At 64.9% G+C, this 16,323-nt stretch carries 16 protein-coding genes; 12 read left to right on the top strand and 4 right to left on the bottom strand.

Annotated elements, in window-relative coordinates; translation table 11 throughout:
* Window positions 1-79 precede the first annotated feature (79 nt).
* The 6 genes from paaD to ACN0S5_RS19480 all read left to right on the top strand — a co-directional run bounded on the left by paaD (window position 80) and on the right by ACN0S5_RS19480 (window position 5,961).
* Window positions 80-538, top strand: coding sequence for a 1,2-phenylacetyl-CoA epoxidase subunit PaaD (gene paaD / locus ACN0S5_RS19505; protein WP_417210493.1), 459 nt, complete (start codon window positions 80-82; stop codon window positions 536-538).
* A 12-nt stretch (window positions 539-550) separates the two neighbouring features.
* Entirely contained in the window at window positions 551-1,618 is a 1,068-nt protein-coding gene (gene paaE / locus ACN0S5_RS19500; protein WP_417210491.1) for a 1,2-phenylacetyl-CoA epoxidase subunit PaaE, read from the top strand.
* A gap of 11 nt (window positions 1,619-1,629) precedes the next feature.
* Window positions 1,630-2,391: a Phenylacetic acid catabolic protein gene (locus ACN0S5_RS19495; RefSeq protein ID WP_417210490.1), complete on the top strand. Its 762-nt coding sequence runs from the start codon at window positions 1,630-1,632 to the stop codon at window positions 2,389-2,391.
* A gap of 45 nt (window positions 2,392-2,436) precedes the next feature.
* A complete protein-coding gene (paaZ, locus tag ACN0S5_RS19490) occupies window positions 2,437-4,473 on the top strand; it encodes a phenylacetic acid degradation bifunctional protein PaaZ (protein ID WP_417210489.1) in 2,037 nt (678 codons plus the stop codon).
* Between the two features lie 17 nt (window positions 4,474-4,490).
* A complete protein-coding gene (locus ACN0S5_RS19485; RefSeq protein WP_417210488.1) occupies window positions 4,491-5,261 on the top strand; it encodes a PaaX family transcriptional regulator C-terminal domain-containing protein in 771 nt (256 codons plus the stop codon).
* Window positions 5,262-5,361: 100 nt separating this feature from the next.
* Entirely contained in the window at window positions 5,362-5,961 is a 600-nt protein-coding gene (locus ACN0S5_RS19480) for a TetR/AcrR family transcriptional regulator (RefSeq protein WP_417210497.1), read from the top strand.
* Between the two features lie 105 nt (window positions 5,962-6,066).
* Here ACN0S5_RS19480 and ACN0S5_RS19475 read toward each other — a convergent pair whose 3' ends face one another.
* From ACN0S5_RS19475 to ACN0S5_RS19465, 3 genes are read right to left on the bottom strand one after another with little or no spacing between them, the layout of a single operon-like run.
* Complete coding sequence (locus ACN0S5_RS19475; protein WP_417210486.1) at window positions 6,067-6,840, bottom strand: TIM barrel protein; 774 nt, start codon at window positions 6,838-6,840, stop codon at window positions 6,067-6,069.
* Window position 6,841: 1 nt separating this feature from the next.
* Window positions 6,842-7,801 carry a sugar phosphate isomerase/epimerase family protein gene (locus ACN0S5_RS19470; RefSeq protein ID WP_417210485.1) on the bottom strand — a complete coding sequence of 320 codons (960 nt, stop codon included), beginning with the start codon at window positions 7,799-7,801 and terminating at the stop codon, window positions 6,842-6,844.
* Window positions 7,798-7,938 carry a hypothetical protein gene (locus ACN0S5_RS19465; protein ID WP_417210484.1) on the bottom strand — a complete coding sequence of 47 codons (141 nt, stop codon included), beginning with the start codon at window positions 7,936-7,938 and terminating at the stop codon, window positions 7,798-7,800. The genes ACN0S5_RS19470 and ACN0S5_RS19465 overlap by 4 nt, the downstream gene beginning before the upstream one ends.
* 398 nt (window positions 7,939-8,336) lie before the next feature.
* On the opposite strand from ACN0S5_RS19465, the gene ACN0S5_RS19460 reads away from it, so the two are divergent.
* Window positions 8,337-9,110, top strand: coding sequence for a FadR/GntR family transcriptional regulator (locus ACN0S5_RS19460; RefSeq protein WP_417210482.1), 774 nt, complete (start codon window positions 8,337-8,339; stop codon window positions 9,108-9,110).
* 11 nt (window positions 9,111-9,121) lie between these two features.
* Window positions 9,122-10,030 carry a glutaminase gene (locus tag ACN0S5_RS19455; protein WP_417210496.1) on the top strand — a complete coding sequence of 303 codons (909 nt, stop codon included), beginning with the start codon at window positions 9,122-9,124 and terminating at the stop codon, window positions 10,028-10,030.
* Here ACN0S5_RS19455 and ACN0S5_RS19450 read toward each other — a convergent pair.
* Window positions 10,000-10,689 (bottom strand): DUF1028 domain-containing protein, encoded by a 690-nt coding sequence (locus ACN0S5_RS19450; protein WP_417210481.1) that lies wholly within the window; start codon window positions 10,687-10,689, stop codon window positions 10,000-10,002. The two genes, ACN0S5_RS19455 and ACN0S5_RS19450, sit on opposite strands and share 31 nt — an antisense overlap.
* Window positions 10,690-10,792: 103 nt before the next feature.
* Between ACN0S5_RS19450 and ACN0S5_RS19445 the strand changes: the two genes are divergently transcribed.
* The 4 genes from ACN0S5_RS19445 to ACN0S5_RS19430 all read left to right on the top strand — a co-directional run bounded on the left by ACN0S5_RS19445 (window position 10,793) and on the right by ACN0S5_RS19430 (window position 16,310).
* Window positions 10,793-12,382 carry an ABC transporter substrate-binding protein gene (locus ACN0S5_RS19445; protein WP_417210480.1) on the top strand — a complete coding sequence of 530 codons (1,590 nt, stop codon included), beginning with the start codon at window positions 10,793-10,795 and terminating at the stop codon, window positions 12,380-12,382.
* Between the two features lie 138 nt (window positions 12,383-12,520).
* Entirely contained in the window at window positions 12,521-13,468 is a 948-nt protein-coding gene (locus tag ACN0S5_RS19440; RefSeq protein ID WP_417210478.1) for an ABC transporter permease, read from the top strand.
* Window positions 13,465-15,348, top strand: a complete 1,884-nt coding sequence (locus ACN0S5_RS19435) for a dipeptide/oligopeptide/nickel ABC transporter permease/ATP-binding protein (protein ID WP_417210477.1) — start codon at window positions 13,465-13,467, stop codon at window positions 15,346-15,348. Before ACN0S5_RS19440 ends, ACN0S5_RS19435 begins: the two co-directional genes overlap by 4 nt.
* On the top strand, window positions 15,345-16,310 hold the full coding sequence (locus ACN0S5_RS19430) for an ABC transporter ATP-binding protein (protein ID WP_417210475.1): 966 nt from the start codon (window positions 15,345-15,347) through the stop codon (window positions 16,308-16,310). Before ACN0S5_RS19435 ends, ACN0S5_RS19430 begins: the two co-directional genes overlap by 4 nt.
* Window positions 16,311-16,323 lie beyond the last annotated feature (13 nt).

Below are 16,323 nucleotides of genomic sequence, written 5' to 3'. Positions count from 1 at the left end.
CACCGAACATCTGGGCCACCTGCTGACGCAGATGCAGTGGTTGCAGCGGGCCTATCCCGGCGCGACCTGGTAGGCGGCCATGACAGCGACAGTGGATCAGATCTGGGGCTGGCTGGACGAGGTGCCGGACCCCGAGATCCCCGTGATCTCGGTCGTCGATCTGGGCATCGTGCGTGAGGTCACGCTGGAGGGGGATACCGTCAAGGTGGCGGTGACGCCGACCTATTCGGGCTGTCCGGCGACGCGGGTGATCTCGATGGATATCGAGACGGCGCTGCGCGATCGCGGACTGGACAAGATCCGGATCGAGACGCGCATCGCGCCGCCCTGGACCACCGACTGGCTGTCCGACAAGGGCCGCGCCAAGCTGGAGGATTACGGCATCGCGCCGCCGTCGCCCGCCGGTGGCCCGGACCATTGCCCGCGTTGTGGGTCAAAGAATGTCACCCGTGTGAGCCAGTTCGGCTCTACCCCCTGCAAGGCGCATTGGCGGTGTAGCGACTGTCTTGAGCCTTTCGATTATTTCAAATGCATCTGAGGAGGGTGGCCGATGCCGCGCTTTCATGAGCTGACCGTGCGGGACGTCAAAAAGACGATCCGTGACGCCGTTGTGGTGACGCTGGAGCCAAAAAACGGCGAGGCGTTCGATTTTATCCAAGGCCAATACCTGACCTTTCGGCAGGAAATCGAGGGCGTGGAACTGCGCCGTTCCTATTCGATCTGCGCCGGGCGTGGCGAAGGGGTGCTGCAAGTCGGCATCAAGAAGGTCGAGGGCGGGGCCTTTTCCACATGGGCCAACGATGTGCTGCAACCGGGCATGGTGGTCGAGGCGATGGAGCCGATGGGATCGTTCCACACGCCCCTCGATGCCGCTGCGCGGCGCAGCTATCTGGGGTTTGCCGGCGGGTCGGGGATCACCCCGGTGCTGTCGATCCTCAAGACCGTGCTGGCCACGGAACCGCAGTCGGATTTCACGCTGGTCTATGCCAACCGGGGGGTGAACACGATCATGTTCCGCGAGGACCTGGAGGATCTGAAAAACCTCTACATGGGGCGGCTGAACGTGATCCATGTGCTGGAATCCGACGCACAGGACATCGAGCTGTTTCAGGGCCGGGTGGACGCGGAAAAATGCGCGGCGCTGTTCGAACACTGGATCGACGTGGAAAACGTCGACACGGCGTTTATCTGCGGGCCGGAACCGATGATGTTGGGCATTGCCAAGGCGCTGAAGGATCACGGGCTGGCCGACGCGCAGATCAAGTTTGAACTGTTCGCCAGCGCCCAGCCCGGACGGCTGGAACGCAAGGCCCGTGACGTCGACGCGGGCACTCAGGCGGCGCGGACGCAGGCGACGGTGACGCTCGACGGCACCGCGCGCAGCTTTGAGATGGACAAGGACATCTCGATCCTCGACGCGGCGCTGCAAAACGCGATGGACGCGCCCTATGCCTGCAAGGCCGGGGTCTGTTCCACCTGCAAATGCAAGGTGTTGGAAGGCGAGGTCGAGATGGTCGCCAACCACGCGCTGGAGGATTACGAGGTGGAACGTGGCTATGTTCTGTCCTGCCAATCCTTCCCGCTGACCGACCGTGTGGTCGTCGATTACGACCAGTAAGGGAGAGGGACATGACGGACGAGATGAACATTGCCGACTACCTGTCTCAGGGCGGCAAGCTGACCAATCCTGCCAACGTGCCGCCCCGCTATCGCGCCGAACTGATGAAGCTGATGAGCATCTTCGTCGACAGCGAACTGGCGGGGGCGGCGGGCTTTGCCGATGTGATCAACGACGGTCCGGGCATCAAGGAACGCATCGCCGCTGCGCGGATCGTTCTGGAAAAGACCGATCACGCCGACAAGGTGCTGCGCCTGATGGGCGAGTTCGGGGCCAATACCGACCGCTATGTCGGCCACCACCCGTGGACGGACCGCCTGCCGCGCGACACCGCGCCGGGCAGCGCAAGGTCGGCCCATGACATGCGGCTGTCGGTGTTCAACTATCCGCTGACGGGCTGGGCCGATGCGGTGGTGATGAACCTGTGCATGGGGCACGCGGTGGCGGTGCAACTGGACGACATGATGCGCGCCTCGTACCAGCCGCTGGCCGAGGCGATCCGGGAGGTTGCCCCGCGCGAGCGGCGGCACACGGAACTGGCCGAAGAGGGGCTGGCGTGGCTGGCCGAGCAGAGGCTGGGCGCGGCGATTGCCGACAGTCTGTCCTACTGGCGGCCGCGCGTCGCGGCGATCTTTGGCGATCCGTCTGATGACCGTCTGGCACAGCTTAAGGCCTGGGGTCTGCGGCACGCCACGGCGGCGGAGATGCGACAGGGCTGGGAGGCGCGGCTGGATGCGGCGCTGGACCGGCTGGGCCTGACGCAGGACGCCTGAACACTTTACAATGACCGGCTTTGGCCGGGGGAACAGGGGGGAAGGATGAGCCTTCTACAAATCAACAGCTTTGCGGCTGGCCAATGGGTTGCGCCCGGCGCGGGTGCGCGCGAGATCGAAAATGCCGTGACCGGGGCCGTGATGGGCCGCGCGGGCAACGATGCGCTGGATGTGGCGGCGATGCTGGACTACGCGCGGGAGACCGGCGGACCGGCGCTGCGGGCGATGACCTTCCATGAGCGTGCCAAGATGCTCAAGGCGCTGGCGCAGCATCTGGGCCAGCACAAGCAGGCGCTGTACGATCTGTCGTACAGCACCGGGGCCACGGCGAAGGATCATCTGATCGACGTCGATGGCGGCATCGGCACGCTGTTTGTCTTTGCCTCCAAGGGGCGGCGCGAACTGCCGGACGGGCATGTCTATCTGGATGGCGAGGTCGAGCATCTGTCCCGCTCGGGCCAGTTCATCGGGCATCATATCTGTACGCCTTTGCAAGGGGTTGCGGTGCATATCAACGCCTTCAACTTTCCCGTCTGGGGGATGTTGGAGAAACTGGCGCCAACGCTGCTGGCGGGGGTGCCCGCCATCGTCAAACCGGCGACGGCGACCTGCTATGTCACCGAACTGGCGGTGCGGCTGATGCTGGACAGCGGCATCCTGCCCGCGGGCGCGCTGCAACTGGTTTCCGGCGGTCTGGGCGACATGCTGGACCGGCTGACCTGTCAGGACGTGGTCAGTTTTACCGGCTCTGCCGATACCGCGCTCAAGCTGCGGTCGAACCCGCATATCCTGCGCAACTCGATCCGGTTTGTCGCTGAACAGGACAGTCTGAACGCCTCGATCCTTGGGCCGGATGCGACGCCCGGCACGCCCGAGTTTGACCTGTTCGTCAAAGAGGTCCACCGCGAGATGACCGCCAAGGCGGGGCAGAAATGCACCGCGATCCGGCGCATCCTTGCGCCAGATGCACAGGTCCCGGCGTTGATCGAGGCATTGTCGGACCGGCTGTCAAAGACCGTGATCGGCGACCCGCGCAATGAGGCGACCCGCATGGGGGCGCTGGTGTCGAACAGCCAGAAACGCGACGTGCTGGCCAAGGCCGCGCTGATCGGCGCGGAGGCAGAGCGGGTCTACGGCGATCCCGACAGCTTTGACGTGGTCGGGGCCGACGGGGACACCGGGGCCTTCCTGCCGCCGATGCTGTTCCATTGTGGCGACCCGGACGGCGCAGAGCGCGTGCATGACACAGAGGCCTTTGGCCCTGTCTCAACGATCCTTGGCTATCGCGACATTGGCCATGCCGTACAGCTGGCAAATCGCGGCGGCGGGTCGCTGGTGGCGTCAGTCATTACTCATGATCCGGCGGTCGCGCGTGAGGTCGCGCTGGGCGCAGGCGCGTTCCACGGTCGGATCTACATCAACGATCGCAACAGCATGAAGGAAAGCACCGGCCACGGATCGCCTTTGCCGCATCTGGTCCACGGCGGCCCCGGCCGCGCCGGCGGCGGTGAGGAAATGGGCGGCGTGCGTGGCGTGATGCATTATATGCAGCGGACCTCCGTCCAAGGCAGCCCCGAGATGCTGAGCGCCATCGGCGGTCGCTGGATCCCCGGCGCGCCCGAGATCGCGGCGCACGCGCATCCCTTTACCCGAGGGTTCGACGATCTGGAGATCGGCGAGACGCTGCGGGCCGGTCCGCGCGTGATCACGCTGGACGATATCGAGCATTTCGCTGAATTCACCGGCGACACCTTCTACGCCCACATGAACGACGAGGCCGCCGCGCGGAACCCCTTCTTTCCCGGACGGGTGGCGCATGGCTATCTGCTGCTCAGCTTTGCCGCCGGGCTTTTTGTTGAGCCGAATGAAGGGCCTGTGCTGGCCAACACCGGCCTTGACGGGCTACGCTTTATGAAACCGGTGGTGGCGGGCGACGCGCTGAACGTGCGTTTGACCGTCAAGCAAAAGACCCGGCGGACCGATGACTACGGCGAAACGCGTTGGCACGTGACGCTGACCAATCAGGATGGTGAGACGGTGGCGGAATACGACCTGCTGACCATGAACGCCTACAGCGCCTGAGGCGCAGACGGAGGACGATGCAGGCAGAGGTTTTCGAACAGGCGGTGGCCGATTTGCGGGGCGACGTGGCGCCGCGCGTCTGGTCGCTGCTTGTCACCGTGTTTGGCGACCTCGCGCGGGACGGAGCAGCGATCCCCGCCGCCGTTCTGGGTGAGATCACCGCCCGCATCGGGATCAAACCCGAGGCGATGCGCGTGGCGCTGCACCGTTTGCGCAAGGATGGCTGGATCGACAGCACCCGACAGGGGCGCAGCAGCCTGTACCGGCTGACCTCCGGCGGCCGCGCGCAGGCGGTGGCCGCCAGCCCGCGCATCTACGCGGTGGACCCGCCCGCCGACAGGGCGTTTCTGGTGCTGACGGACCCGGCGTCGCCGCTGGACTGGAGCGGCGGGGACATCTGGGTCACGCCGCACGCGGTGTTGACGGCGCATCCGCCGCAGGGGGCCGAGGCCTTTGCCACGCCATTGAGCGCTGCACAGGTCCTGCCGCGCTGGATGCGCGCCAAGACCTGCGATGACACCACGGCGGCGTTGTCGGCGGATCTGGCGGCGCGGCTGGCGCGGCTGGAGCGCGCGCTGGACGGGGCCGCGCCGCCGGATCCGATACAGGCGGCGGCCTTGCGTGTGTTGATCGTGCACAGCTGGCGACGGATTGTTCTGAAAGCGCCCGAACTGCCGGACTACGTTCTGCCGGACATTTGGGCCGGGCCGGACTGCCGCGTGCGCATGGACCGGCTGCTGACGCGCCTTCCCAGACCTTCGCCCGAAACTCTGGTCCAGTCCGCGTAACGCAGGCGGGGGCGGCTGCGATATTGTCACTGACCATTCGGTCAGTTAATTTGCCGCCAAAGCCGCGGGATCGTGCCGGGGCAGGCAGCGAGGAATGACAGTGGCACGCCCCATCGCCAAGGACCACGACGAAAAGCGCGCGCAGATCCTGAACACGGCGGCGCAAGTCTTTGCCGCCGAAGGCTATGATCGCGCGTCGATGAACCAGATCGCCAGCGCCTGCGGCATCTCCAAGGCCAATATCTATCACTATTACGCGGGCAAGGACGCGATGCTGTTCGACCTGCTGGAAAACTATCTGTCCGAGCTGCGCGACCGCGTGTGCGCCCCGCCAGAGCCGGGCGCCACCACCCCGGAGGACCGGCTGTTGCAGACCGTGCGGGCGGTGCTGCGGGCCTATCAGGGGGCGGACGATCACCACAGGGTTCAGGTCTCTGCCCTGGGCGCGCTGTCCGAGGACAGGCAAAAGGTTCTGCGCGCCTATCAGCGCGACATGGTGGCCCATCTGTCGGCCATCCTGACCGAAATCGCGCCAGAGGATCTGGGGACGAACGCGCGCAAGCTGCGTTCTGTCACCATGTCGGTCTTCGGGATGCTGAACTGGTACTACATGTGGAATTCCGGTGCGGGCAGCGAGGCCCGCGAGGATTATGCCCAGGTTGTCACCAATCTGACACTGAAGGGCCTGCACGGGGTGTGAGGGCCGTCCCGAGCTTGACCCGGGACCACTACCTGTCTGGCAAGAGGCCCCGGATCAGGTCCGGGGCGCGCGGCGCGGCACGCGGTGACGCGCGTCAGGAACCCATTACAGCGTGAAGGCGGCGCGGAACGCCTCCAGCGCCACTTCGGGATCGTCCTTGGCAAAGGCCTCCATCCCGACCGGACCGTCATAACCCAGTCCGGCCAGCGCCCGTGCGATGCCGGGCCAGTTCATCTCACCGGTGCCCGGCTCAAACCGGCCCGGATTGTCGGCCACCTGCACCTCACCGATCCACGGCAGGCAGGCCTCTGCCCAGCGGATCACGTCGCCTTCGCCGATCTGCGTGTGATACAGGTCAAGGTTGATGCGCAACTGCGGCCGGTCGACGGCGGCGACCAGTGACAGCACATCGGCGGTCGAGTTGAACGGACAGCCGGGATGTTCGCGCAGGTTGAGATTTTCCAGCGTAAAGGTCACGCCCTCCTGTTCGGCCATATCGCAGATGCGGTGCAGCGTATCGCGCGCCCGCAGCCACATGCCGGGGGCCACATGGGCCATCTGCTGGATCGGCAGGCCCATGTCGCCCAGACCGGTGCCGTGCAGGTTCAACCGGTCGACGCCCAGCCGCTTGCCCACCTGCGCCGTCTCGCGCGCGGATTTGATCAGCAGATCGGCGCCTTCGGCATCGGCCAGCCGCCCCTCCAGATAACCGTTCATGATGGTGAAATGCGCGCCGGTCTTTTCCAGCGCCTCCAGATTCCATGCGGGCCAGTTCCACAGGCCAACGCCAAAGCCCATTTCGTGCAGGCGTGCCGCGCGCCATGCCATCGGTTTGTCCTGCCACAGCATTTCGGCGCAGGCCGCAAGTTGAAAGCTCATCTCAGATGTCCTGTGGTTTGAAGTCAGAAGGGGCGACGGGCATGACGCCTTGCAGCAGGGCGACGGATTTCTCCAGACCTTCGAGCGCGTTCAGCAGCACGTCTTCATGTTCGATCGACAGCCAGCCATCGTAGCCGGCCATCCGCAGGCGGTAGCAGAACTGCCGCCACCATTCCTCACCATGGCCAAATCCCAGCGTGATGTAGGACCAGCTGCGCGCGGGAATGTCCATGAGCGAGCCGTTTTCCAGCAATGAGGTGGTCGCCTGCACCGGGGCGTTCAGCAAGGTGTCCTTGGCGTGGACGTGATAAATGGCATCCCCCAAGGCATCGGCGGCGGCCAGCGGATCGGCCCCCATCCAGAACAGGTGGCTGGGATCGAGGTTGGCCCCCACGACCGGCCCGATGGCGTCGCGCAGTTTCAACAGAGATGGCACGTTGTAGACGCATTGATTGCCATGCAATTCCAGCGCTATGCGCTTGACTCCACTGTCGCGCGCCACGGCGGCGGCCCCTTCCCAGAAGGGCAGCAGCACTTCTTCCCACTGAAACCGCAGGATGTCCTGCGTTTCGGGAGGCCAGGAAGAAACGACCCAATTGGGCATCTTGTCCCCGGCGGCTCCTGCGGGCAGGCCGGACATGGTGCAGACGGTGTCGATTCCCATGTCGCCCGCCACGCGGATCGTGTCGAGCAGGCAATCGCCCTGGGCCCGGTCGGTCGGGTGCAGCGGGTTGCCGTTGGCGTTGAGGCTGACGATCTCCAGTCCGCGGGTGGCGAAAGCATCCAGAAACGCCTTGCGGGCTCCGGCGCTGGATTTCATCGTCCCAAGGTCGAAATGTGGGGCGGTGGACCAGCCGCCGGTATTCACCTCGATCCCCGAGACACCCATGCGGGCGGCGTGGTCCAGCATGGTGTCCAAGGGCATCGCCCCAAGGCTGTCCGATACAAACCCAAGTTTCATGTGCCGATCTCCCTGACGGGCAAGGTATAGCCCTGCGGGGCGACCGGCGACCCGAAACAGGCGTGACCGGTGGCGACGAGACGCCAGCGCCTCGCCGGATGGACGGCGGCTGTGATCATGGCAATGCGTAGGCTCATCTCAGGTGGGGTCCTTTTGTGAAACTCTGGTGGCAAGATGCCCGCGAGGGGCATCAGGTCAAATGCCACGACGGGCGATTTCTGATGTGAAACGCCTCAATCAGATGGCTCGGGTCATCTGTGGCGGTGGCAGGCAGGTCCGCGTTGCGGTGCCGATTGCCGTCGCGGTCCGGTCTTGCGCGGCATTTTGCTGCGATACCGTTCCGCCAACCGTGCAAAAGAGGCGGCGCATATGGCCGCGGCGGTCCCGCAGATCGCCAGACTGACCGCATTTTATCCGTCCGGCCCCACGATGAGGCCGCGAAAGCCCTTTGGTTTGGCCCTAAGTCCGCTTTGCCTCTTGAATTGATCATGATGAATTGATTGCATCGGTGAATGCTGACACGCCTTTGTCTCTCATGACGAATCTCAAGGGGCCCGGTCCCCTGATCCAAAGCCGCGCCCGCAGATCGCGCCCCGTTCTGGTGGCGGATGCGATCAAGGACTGGGTGGTCGAACGCGGGCTGCAACCCGGCGACCGGCTGCCCGGTGAGGCCGATCTGATCACCCGGTTCGGCATGTCCAAGGGCACCATCCGCGAGGCCATGCGCCTGTTGCAGGCGCAGGGGCTGGTGGTGACCAAGACCGGGCCGGGGGGTGGCAGCTTTGTCGGTGAGGTTGGCAAGGACCGTGCCCACGCGCTTCTGGGAAACTATTTTTTCTTCCGCAACATTTCCATTGATGACATCTATCAGGTGCGCATCGCGTTGGAGCCGGACCTTGCCGCCTCATTGGCCGGAAGGCTGCGCGAGGACCAACTGGCCGAACTGGACGAGATCATGACCGCCTATGCCGCCCCCGCCGCCGATGCCGAGGAAGAGCGCGCGCAACATGTCGCCTCGTTGAAGTTCCACGCCCGGCTGGCCGAATTCGCGGACAACGCGTTGCTGGGATTCTTCATCGGCTTCATGGCGCAGATCCTCGCCGATCTGACGGTTTACAAGCGGCTGTACGCCAAGCCGAACCATGAATTGTGGAAGCAGGGGCGCGACCATCAGGCGGGACTGGTCGCGGCGCTGCGGGACGGGGACGCCGAGGGCGCGCGCGCGATCATGCGTGAACACATGCAGATGGCCCGCCGCCTGATGGAGGATCAGGAGGCGGTGGTCATGAAGCGGTTCATGGCGGAATAGCGGTGCAGGGACTGGCGGAAGACCTGCGGCGGCTGGTGGCGGAGGCCCGCGCCGCGCAGGATTGGGGGGTGCCTGCGGACTACATCCCGGAACTGGCCAAGGTGGACCCGGCGCAGGTGGGGGTCTGGGTCTGTCTGGCCGACGGGCAGGAGATCGGGGCGGGGGACGCCGAGGTGCCGTTTTCGATCCAGAGCATTTCAAAGGTGTTTTCGCTGGCCGCCGTTCTGGGACGTCTGGGCGACGATCTCTGGCGGCGGGTCGGGCGCGAGCCGTCGGGCACCGCCTTTGACAGCATCTTTCTGCTGGAGCAGGAACAGGGGCGGCCGCGAAATCCGTTTATCAACGCAGGCGCGCTGGTGACGACCGACGCGCTGCTGGGCGGGCGCGAGCCGCGTCAGGCGCTGTCAGAGATCATGTATCTGGTGCGCGCGGCGGCCGAGGATGACGACATCCATATCGACAAGGCGGTGGCAGAGTCGGAAAAGGCCACGGCGAGCCGCAATATGTCTTTGCTCTACTACCTGAAATCCCACGATAATCTGAAGTGTCCGCCAGAGATGGTCATGGGCACCTACGCCCATCAATGCGCCATCGAGATGACCTGTCGCCAGTTGGCGCGGTCGGGGCGGATGCTGGCGCTGCTGCCGGGGACGCCGACGATGATCTCACCGCAACGGGCGCGGCGGATCAATGCACTGATGATGACCTGCGGGCAATACGACGGGTCGGGCAACTTTGCCTTTCGCGTCGGTCTGCCGGGCAAAAGCGGGGTGGGCGGGGGCATCCTGCTGGTCGCGCCGGGACGCGCCTCGATCGCGGTCTGGTCGCCGGGTCTGGACGGCTACGGCAACTCAAAGGTCGGAACCTGGCTGGCCGAAAAAATCGCCGATTACACCGGCTGGTCGGTTTTCGCTCCATAGGGCGTGGCGCGCACCGGGTCGTCCAACGTGGGCACCAGAACCGCCCAGTCGGCGTAGTCGCCGGTTGTGGCACGGGTGTGCAGCGCGCGCAGGTCGGCCAGCGGCGTTGGCGAATAATCGATGCGCAGGGTGCGCGGGGCCATGTCGCGCCCGACAATCAACAAGGCCGCCGACAGCAGGCCCCGGCTGTCGCCACCGGCGGCAAAGGCCGCGTCCAGCGCCGCCATCAGCCGCAGGTCCAGCGGCCCCTCGGCGGACAGATACCCCTCCAGCGCGGCGTCCAGCACCGCCTCGGAGGACAAAAGGTTGCCGGTGACAATCACGGACCCGCTTTGCCGGGCACCGGCCACGGCGATGCTGTCCGCGCCGGTGAAATGGCCGACGCCGCCCCGTGGGTCCAGCGTCGCCAACTGGCGCTGGCCACGCCCGCTGTCGGCCCCTGTCACCTGATCCACCGCCGCTTGTGCGGCGCTGCCCGCCTTCATCAGCGCCAGCGTATCGGTACCCCACAGGGTCGATGGCAGCGACCCTTGCGCGGCTGACATCCCCGATTCGGCATCGCCGCGCAGCACCCAGCCGCCGACGCACAGGCTGCCCGTTGTGGCGGCACCGCCGTAATGGCCTGATTTTTCATCGTGGGCGAGGATCGAGATTGTCATATGCGGGCCTCCTCATCATGAGGCTTGAATTTATCATGAAAATTTGGCCTGATGCAATTTATCATGAAAAATAAAAATCAAAGACAACAGCGGAGGTAACGCAATGTCGCTCTTTTCATTCACGCGTCGCGGGGTGTTGGCCGCAGGGACGGCGCTTGCGCTGTCCCTTGGCCCCGTGCTTGGCACGGTGTCGGGCGCTCAGGCGCAGACGCCGCCGGGGGTTCTGATCGTCGGCCAGATCGCCGAGCCCAAGGCGCTGGACCCGGCGGCGGTCACAGCCGTCAACGATTTCCGCATCCTAATGAACGTCTATGACGGGCTGGTGCGCTACAAGGACGGCACGCTGGAGGTGGAACCGGCGCTGGCGACCGACTGGACCATCTCCGAGGACGGCACCGAATACACCTTTACCCTGCGCGAGGGGGTGACATTCCACGACGGCAGCCCGTTCAACGCCGAGGCGGTCAAGTTCAACTTTGACCGGATGCTGAACGAGGACCACCCCTACCACGACACCGGGCCGTTCCCGCTGGCCTTCTTCTTTTCGGCGGTCGAGTCGGTTGAGGCGGTGGATGCCACGACGGTGAAATTCACCCTCAACGGACCCTACGCGCCGTTCCTGTCGAACCTTGCCTATCCCACGGGTTTGATCGTTTCTCCGGCGGCGGTTGAACAGCATGGCGCGGATTTTGGCCGCAATCCGTCGGGCACCGGTGCGTTCAAATTCGCCGAATGGCGCTCGAACGAGGCGGTGGTGGTTGAGGCCAACGCCGATTACTGGGACGGCGCGCCCGCCTTGCAGGCGGTTGTCTTCCGCCCCATCACCGATGCCAACACCCGCACCGCCGAGATGCTGGCCGGCGGGATCGACCTGATGGTCGAAGTGCCGCCCGTGGCATTGAGCGAGTTTCAGGGCGACGCCTATACCGTGCATGAGCAGGCCGGGCCGCACGTCTGGTTCCTGATCCTGAACGCCAAGGAAGGCCCCTTTGCGGACAAGCTGGTTCGGCAGGCGGCGAACTATGCGATCAACAAGACCGCGCTGGTGGACGAGGTGCTGGAAGGCACCGCCGCCGTGGCCGCAGGGCCGACACCCCCGGCCTTTGCCTGGGCCTATAACGAGACGCTGGAGCCCTATCCCTATGATCCGGAAAAGGCCAAGGCGCTGCTGGCGGAGGCCGGTGTCGAAGGTGCCGAGCTGACCTTCTACGTGACCGAAGGCGGATCGGGCATGTTGGACCCGGTGGCGATGGGCACGGCCATTCAGGCCGACCTTGAGGCGGTGGGGTTCGACGTCAAGATCGAGACCTATGAGTGGAACACCTTCCTTGGCAACGTCAATCCGGGGCTGGAGGGCAAGGCGGACATGGCCGAGATGGCCTGGATGACCAACGACCCGGACACGCTGCCTTTCCTTGCGTTGCGGACCGAGGCCTGGCCGGACAAGGGCGGGTTCAACTCGGGCTATTATTCCAACCCCAAGGTGGACGAATTGCTGGAGGCCGCCCGTGTCGCCACCGATCAGGACGAGCGCGCGCGTCTGTACAAGGAAATGCAGGTGATCGTGCAGGAGGATGCGCCCTGGGTCTTTGTCGCGAACTGGAAACAGAACGCGGTGACCAGCGACAAGGTCGAAGAGTTCTCTTTGCAGCCGTCGTTCTTTTTGCTGCTGGATGACGTGGTGAAAAACTGATCGCGGTGCGGGCCGGGCATCGAGCCCGGCCCGGACCGGCGGGGGCTCTGCCCCCAAAGCGCGCCTTTGGCGCGCACCCTCGGGATATTTCTGGACAGAAGAAAACCGGGGCAGTGCATTTCGGATTGGGGGGCGCGCATGGGGCGCTATATCCTGCGACGACTGGTATCGGCGGTGCCGGTGCTGCTGGGGATCACGGTGATCGTCTTTGCGATCATGGCGTTGATTCCGGGCGATCCGGCGACGGCCATTCTGGGCAGTTACGCCACGCCCGAGAATGTCGAAAAGCTGAACCGCGATCTGGGTTTGGACAAGCCGCTGGTGGCGCAGTATTTCATCTGGCTGGGCAATATGGTGCAGGGGGATTTCGGCACCAGTTTTTCGTTGAACCGTCCGGTGATCGACGAGGTGTTGGAGCGGTTCAACGCGACGCTGATCTTGGCGGGCACCGCCTTTGTGATCTGTTCCGTGCTGGGGATCGCGGCGGGCGTGGTGTCGGCGGCCAATCAGTATGGTTGGGGCGACAAGGCGATCACCTTTGTGGTGTTGCTGGGGATTTCGATCCCGTCGTTTTTCCTTGGCATGATGATGATCCTCTATTTCGCGGTGAACCTGCGGCTGTTCCCGGTGTCGGGCATGTGGCCAATCTATGGGACGCGGGACATCTGGGCCTTGCTGGACCACCTTGTGTTGCCGGCCAGTGCGCTGGCGGTGGTGGCGACGGGGGTGATTGCGCGGCTGTCCCGCTCTGCCATGCTGGAGGTCTTGCGGCAGGATTTCATCCGCACCGCGCGCGCCAAGGGCGTGCATGAGCGTGGCGTGATCTGGCGGCATGCCTTGCGGGCGGCGATGGTGTCGATCATTCCGGTGCTGGGCATTCAGGCGGGCTTTGTCCTGTCGGGGGCGGTTTATATCGAGATCGTTTTCCAGTGGCCCGGTGTTGGGCGGATGCTGGTCGATGCGATCCTGAAGCGGGACATCCTGCTGGTGCAGGGAGGCGTGGTTTTTGTGGCCGCCTGCTATGTGATGTTCAATATCCTCGTGGACGTGGCGCAAAGCCTGCTGGACCCGAGGATCAAGACATGAGGGCGTTTCTCAAGCTGTTGGCGCGCAACCGCTTGGCGCTGGCGGGCGGGATTGTTCTGGTGCTGGTGATGCTGCTGGCGCTGGTGACGCCGCTGCTGCCTTTGGCAGAGCCGAATGTCACCAATACCTCGGCGCGGTTTCTGAGACCCTTTTCCGAAGGCGCGCTGCTGGGCACCGATCATCTGGGCCGCGATCTGCTGTCGCGGCTGTTGTGGGGCACGCGGCTGTCGCTGGCGGTGGGTTTTGCCGCTGCGGTTGTCGCGGCCACGCTGGGGGCCGCCATCGGCATCATCGCAGGGTATTATGGCGGGCGGACCGACAACCTGATCATGCGCGGCGTCGATATGCTGATGGCCTTTCCCTATATCCTGCTGGCGCTGGCGATTGTCGCCGCGCTGGGCCCCGGTCTGTTCAATGCGCTGATCGCGGTGGCGGCGGTCAATGTGCCGTTCTTTGCCCGCAACATTCGCGGCATCACCGTGGGCATCGCCCACAAGGAATTTGTGGACGCCGCGCGGCTGGCGGGGCTGTCGAACACGAAGATCATCCTGACGGAGATCCTGCCAAACGTGGTGCCGGTGATCGTGATTGCCATGTCCACCACCATCGGCTGGATGATCCTTGAAACCGCCGGTCTGTCGTTTCTGGGCCTTGGGTCGCAGCCGCCGCAGGCGGATCTGGGGTCAATGCTGGGCGAAGCGCGCTCTGCCCTGATCACCAACCCGCACACCTCCGTGGTGCCGGGGGTGATGATCCTGATCATCGTCATGGCGATCAACCTCTTGGGGGACGGGGTGCGCGATGCTCTGGACCCGCGGTTGAAAAGCGGGGCGCTGTCGCGGCCCATGGCCTCGACCATGGTCCGGCGGCAGGGGCCGGTGCCAGGGCCAGAGGGCAAAGGCCTGCTGGAGGTGCAGGCGTTGCAGACGCAGTTCCATGTTCGCAACCGGATCTATCGCGCGGTGGGCGGCGTGTCGCTACACGTCAAACCGGGTGAATGCCTTGGCATCATTGGAGAAAGCGGGTCGGGCAAATCGGTCACGGCGCTGTCGGTCATGGGGCTGGTGGCCTCGCCGCCCGGTGTGATCACCGGCGGGGCGGTGCGCTACGACGGCAGCGATCTGATCGGCGCGCCCTATCACAAGTTGCGCGACATGCGCGGGCGCAACGTCGCCTATATCTTTCAGGATCCGCAGGCCACGTTGCATCCGCTGTACCGTATCGGCGACCAGTTGATCGAGGCGATCCGCGCGCATCATGGCATCGGGCGGGGCGAAGGGCAGGCGCGCGCTATCGAGTTGCTTAAGGCGGTGCGCATTCCCAACGCCGAACAGCGGCTGACGGATTTCCCGCATGAGATGTCCGGCGGGATGCGGCAGCGGGTGGGCATCGCCATGGCGCTGGCCAATGATCCCGATATCATCATCGCGGATGAGCCGACCACCGCGCTGGACGTGACCGTTCAGGCGCAGATCCTGTCGCTGCTGGATGATCTGCGTCGCTCACGCGGGTTGGCGATTGTCTTTATCACCCATGACTTTGGCGTGGTCGGGCAGCTGTGTGATCGGGTGGCCGTCATGTATGCCGGGCGGATTGTCGAAGAGGGACCGACCCAATCGGTTTTGGAAACCCCAACTCATCCCTATACCGCACGGCTCATGGCCTGCGTGCCGGAACTGGGCGGCGGCAAACGGCGGCTGGAGGCGATTCCGGGCCTGCCGCCGGTGGTCGACAACCTGCCCGAAGGCTGTGCCTTTGCCGACCGGTGTGACCGGGTGCAGGCTGATTGCCGCGCTGGTGAGATCTTGCTGGACCGGCAGGGCGCGCGCGCCGTGCGCTGCCTGCATCCCGTGACCCCTTTGACGGAGGCCGCCGAATGAGGGCCGCGCTGACACTGACCGACCTGTCCAAGAGCTTTCCCGTCGGCCGCGGGCTTTTCGGCGCGCCCAAGGCCTCGGTCAAGGCGGTGCATCCGATCACGTTAAACGTAGCGCAGGGCGAGACGCTGGGCATCGTGGGGGAGTCGGGCTGTGGCAAGTCTACGCTGGCGCGGATGCTGGTGGGGCTGCTGGAGCCGACCACCGGCACGATCGAAATTGACGGCGCGGCGCTGGACAATGCCGATCCAGCGCTGTTTGGCAAACGCATCCAGTATGTGTTTCAGGACCCGATTTCCTCGCTGAACCCGCGCAAGACCATTCGCCAGATCATCGAGGCGCCGCTGATCCATCTGCATGGCATGGACAAGGCGCAGCGGGCGCGGCGCATCGCCGAGATATTCGCCAGCGTGAACCTGCGCGAAGAGTTCCTTGACCGCTATCCGCATGAGTTTTCAGGCGGGCAGGCGCAGCGGATCGGGATTGCCCGCGCGCTGGCGGCGCAGGCACGTATTCTCATTCTGGATGAGCCGGTCTCGGCGCTGGATGTGTCGGTGCAGGCGCAGGTGCTGAACCTGCTGGCCGATTTAAAGCGCGCATTTGGCCTGACCTACCTGTTCATCAGCCATGACCTTGCGGTGGTCGAGGCGGTCAGCGACCGGATCGCGGTGCTTTACTTTGGGTCCGTTGTGGAACTCGGCCCGGCAGAGGATATCTTTCGCGCGCCGCGCCATCCCTACACGCGCCTGCTGGCCGACAGCGCGCCAGTGGTTGGCCGCCCGCTGACCGCCCCCGAGGGGCGTGAGACCGAACTGCCCGATCCGCTTCACCCGCCGCCCGGCTGTGCCTTTGCGGCGCGGTGCCCGCGCGCGTCAGAGCGCTGTCGCGCCGAGGTGCCGGTTCTGGACGGGCAGGGGCGCGTGCAGGTGGCCTGCTTCCATCCGCTGGACACCGGGGACGGATGACAGGGCAAGAACG

It is taken from the genome of Antarctobacter sp., from assembly GCF_048262615.1.
In the GTDB taxonomy this organism is placed as follows: Bacteria; Pseudomonadota; Alphaproteobacteria; order Rhodobacterales; family Rhodobacteraceae; genus Antarctobacter.
Note: the sequence above shows the minus strand (reverse complement) of the source record. Positions and strands in the feature narration are given on the sequence as shown.

Bases quoted from the DNA above. Each gene is read 5' to 3' on its own strand.
- ACN0S5_RS19460 (WP_417210482.1), top strand. From the start codon at position 8,337: ATGACGAATCTCAAGGGGCCCGGTCCCCTGATCCAAAGCCGCGCCCGC.
- paaE (WP_417210491.1), top strand. From the start codon at position 551: ATGCCGCGCTTTCATGAGCTGACCGTGCGGGACGTCAAAAAGACGATC.
- ACN0S5_RS19430 (WP_417210475.1), top strand. From the start codon at position 15,345: ATGAGGGCCGCGCTGACACTGACCGACCTGTCCAAGAGCTTTCCCGTC.
- ACN0S5_RS19470 (WP_417210485.1), bottom strand. From the start codon at position 7,801: ATGAAACTTGGGTTTGTATCGGACAGCCTTGGGGCGATGCCCTTGGAC.
- paaZ (WP_417210489.1), top strand. From the start codon at position 2,437: ATGAGCCTTCTACAAATCAACAGCTTTGCGGCTGGCCAATGGGTTGCG.
- ACN0S5_RS19445 (WP_417210480.1), top strand. From the start codon at position 10,793: ATGTCGCTCTTTTCATTCACGCGTCGCGGGGTGTTGGCCGCAGGGACG.
- ACN0S5_RS19450 (WP_417210481.1), bottom strand. From the start codon at position 10,689: ATGACAATCTCGATCCTCGCCCACGATGAAAAATCAGGCCATTACGGC.
- ACN0S5_RS19475 (WP_417210486.1), bottom strand. From the start codon at position 6,840: ATGAGCTTTCAACTTGCGGCCTGCGCCGAAATGCTGTGGCAGGACAAA.
- ACN0S5_RS19435 (WP_417210477.1), top strand. From the start codon at position 13,465: ATGAGGGCGTTTCTCAAGCTGTTGGCGCGCAACCGCTTGGCGCTGGCG.
- paaD (WP_417210493.1), top strand. From the start codon at position 80: ATGACAGCGACAGTGGATCAGATCTGGGGCTGGCTGGACGAGGTGCCG.
- ACN0S5_RS19465 (WP_417210484.1), bottom strand. From the start codon at position 7,938: ATGAGCCTACGCATTGCCATGATCACAGCCGCCGTCCATCCGGCGAGG.
- ACN0S5_RS19440 (WP_417210478.1), top strand. From the start codon at position 12,521: ATGGGGCGCTATATCCTGCGACGACTGGTATCGGCGGTGCCGGTGCTG.
- ACN0S5_RS19495 (WP_417210490.1), top strand. From the start codon at position 1,630: ATGACGGACGAGATGAACATTGCCGACTACCTGTCTCAGGGCGGCAAG.
- ACN0S5_RS19485 (WP_417210488.1), top strand. From the start codon at position 4,491: ATGCAGGCAGAGGTTTTCGAACAGGCGGTGGCCGATTTGCGGGGCGAC.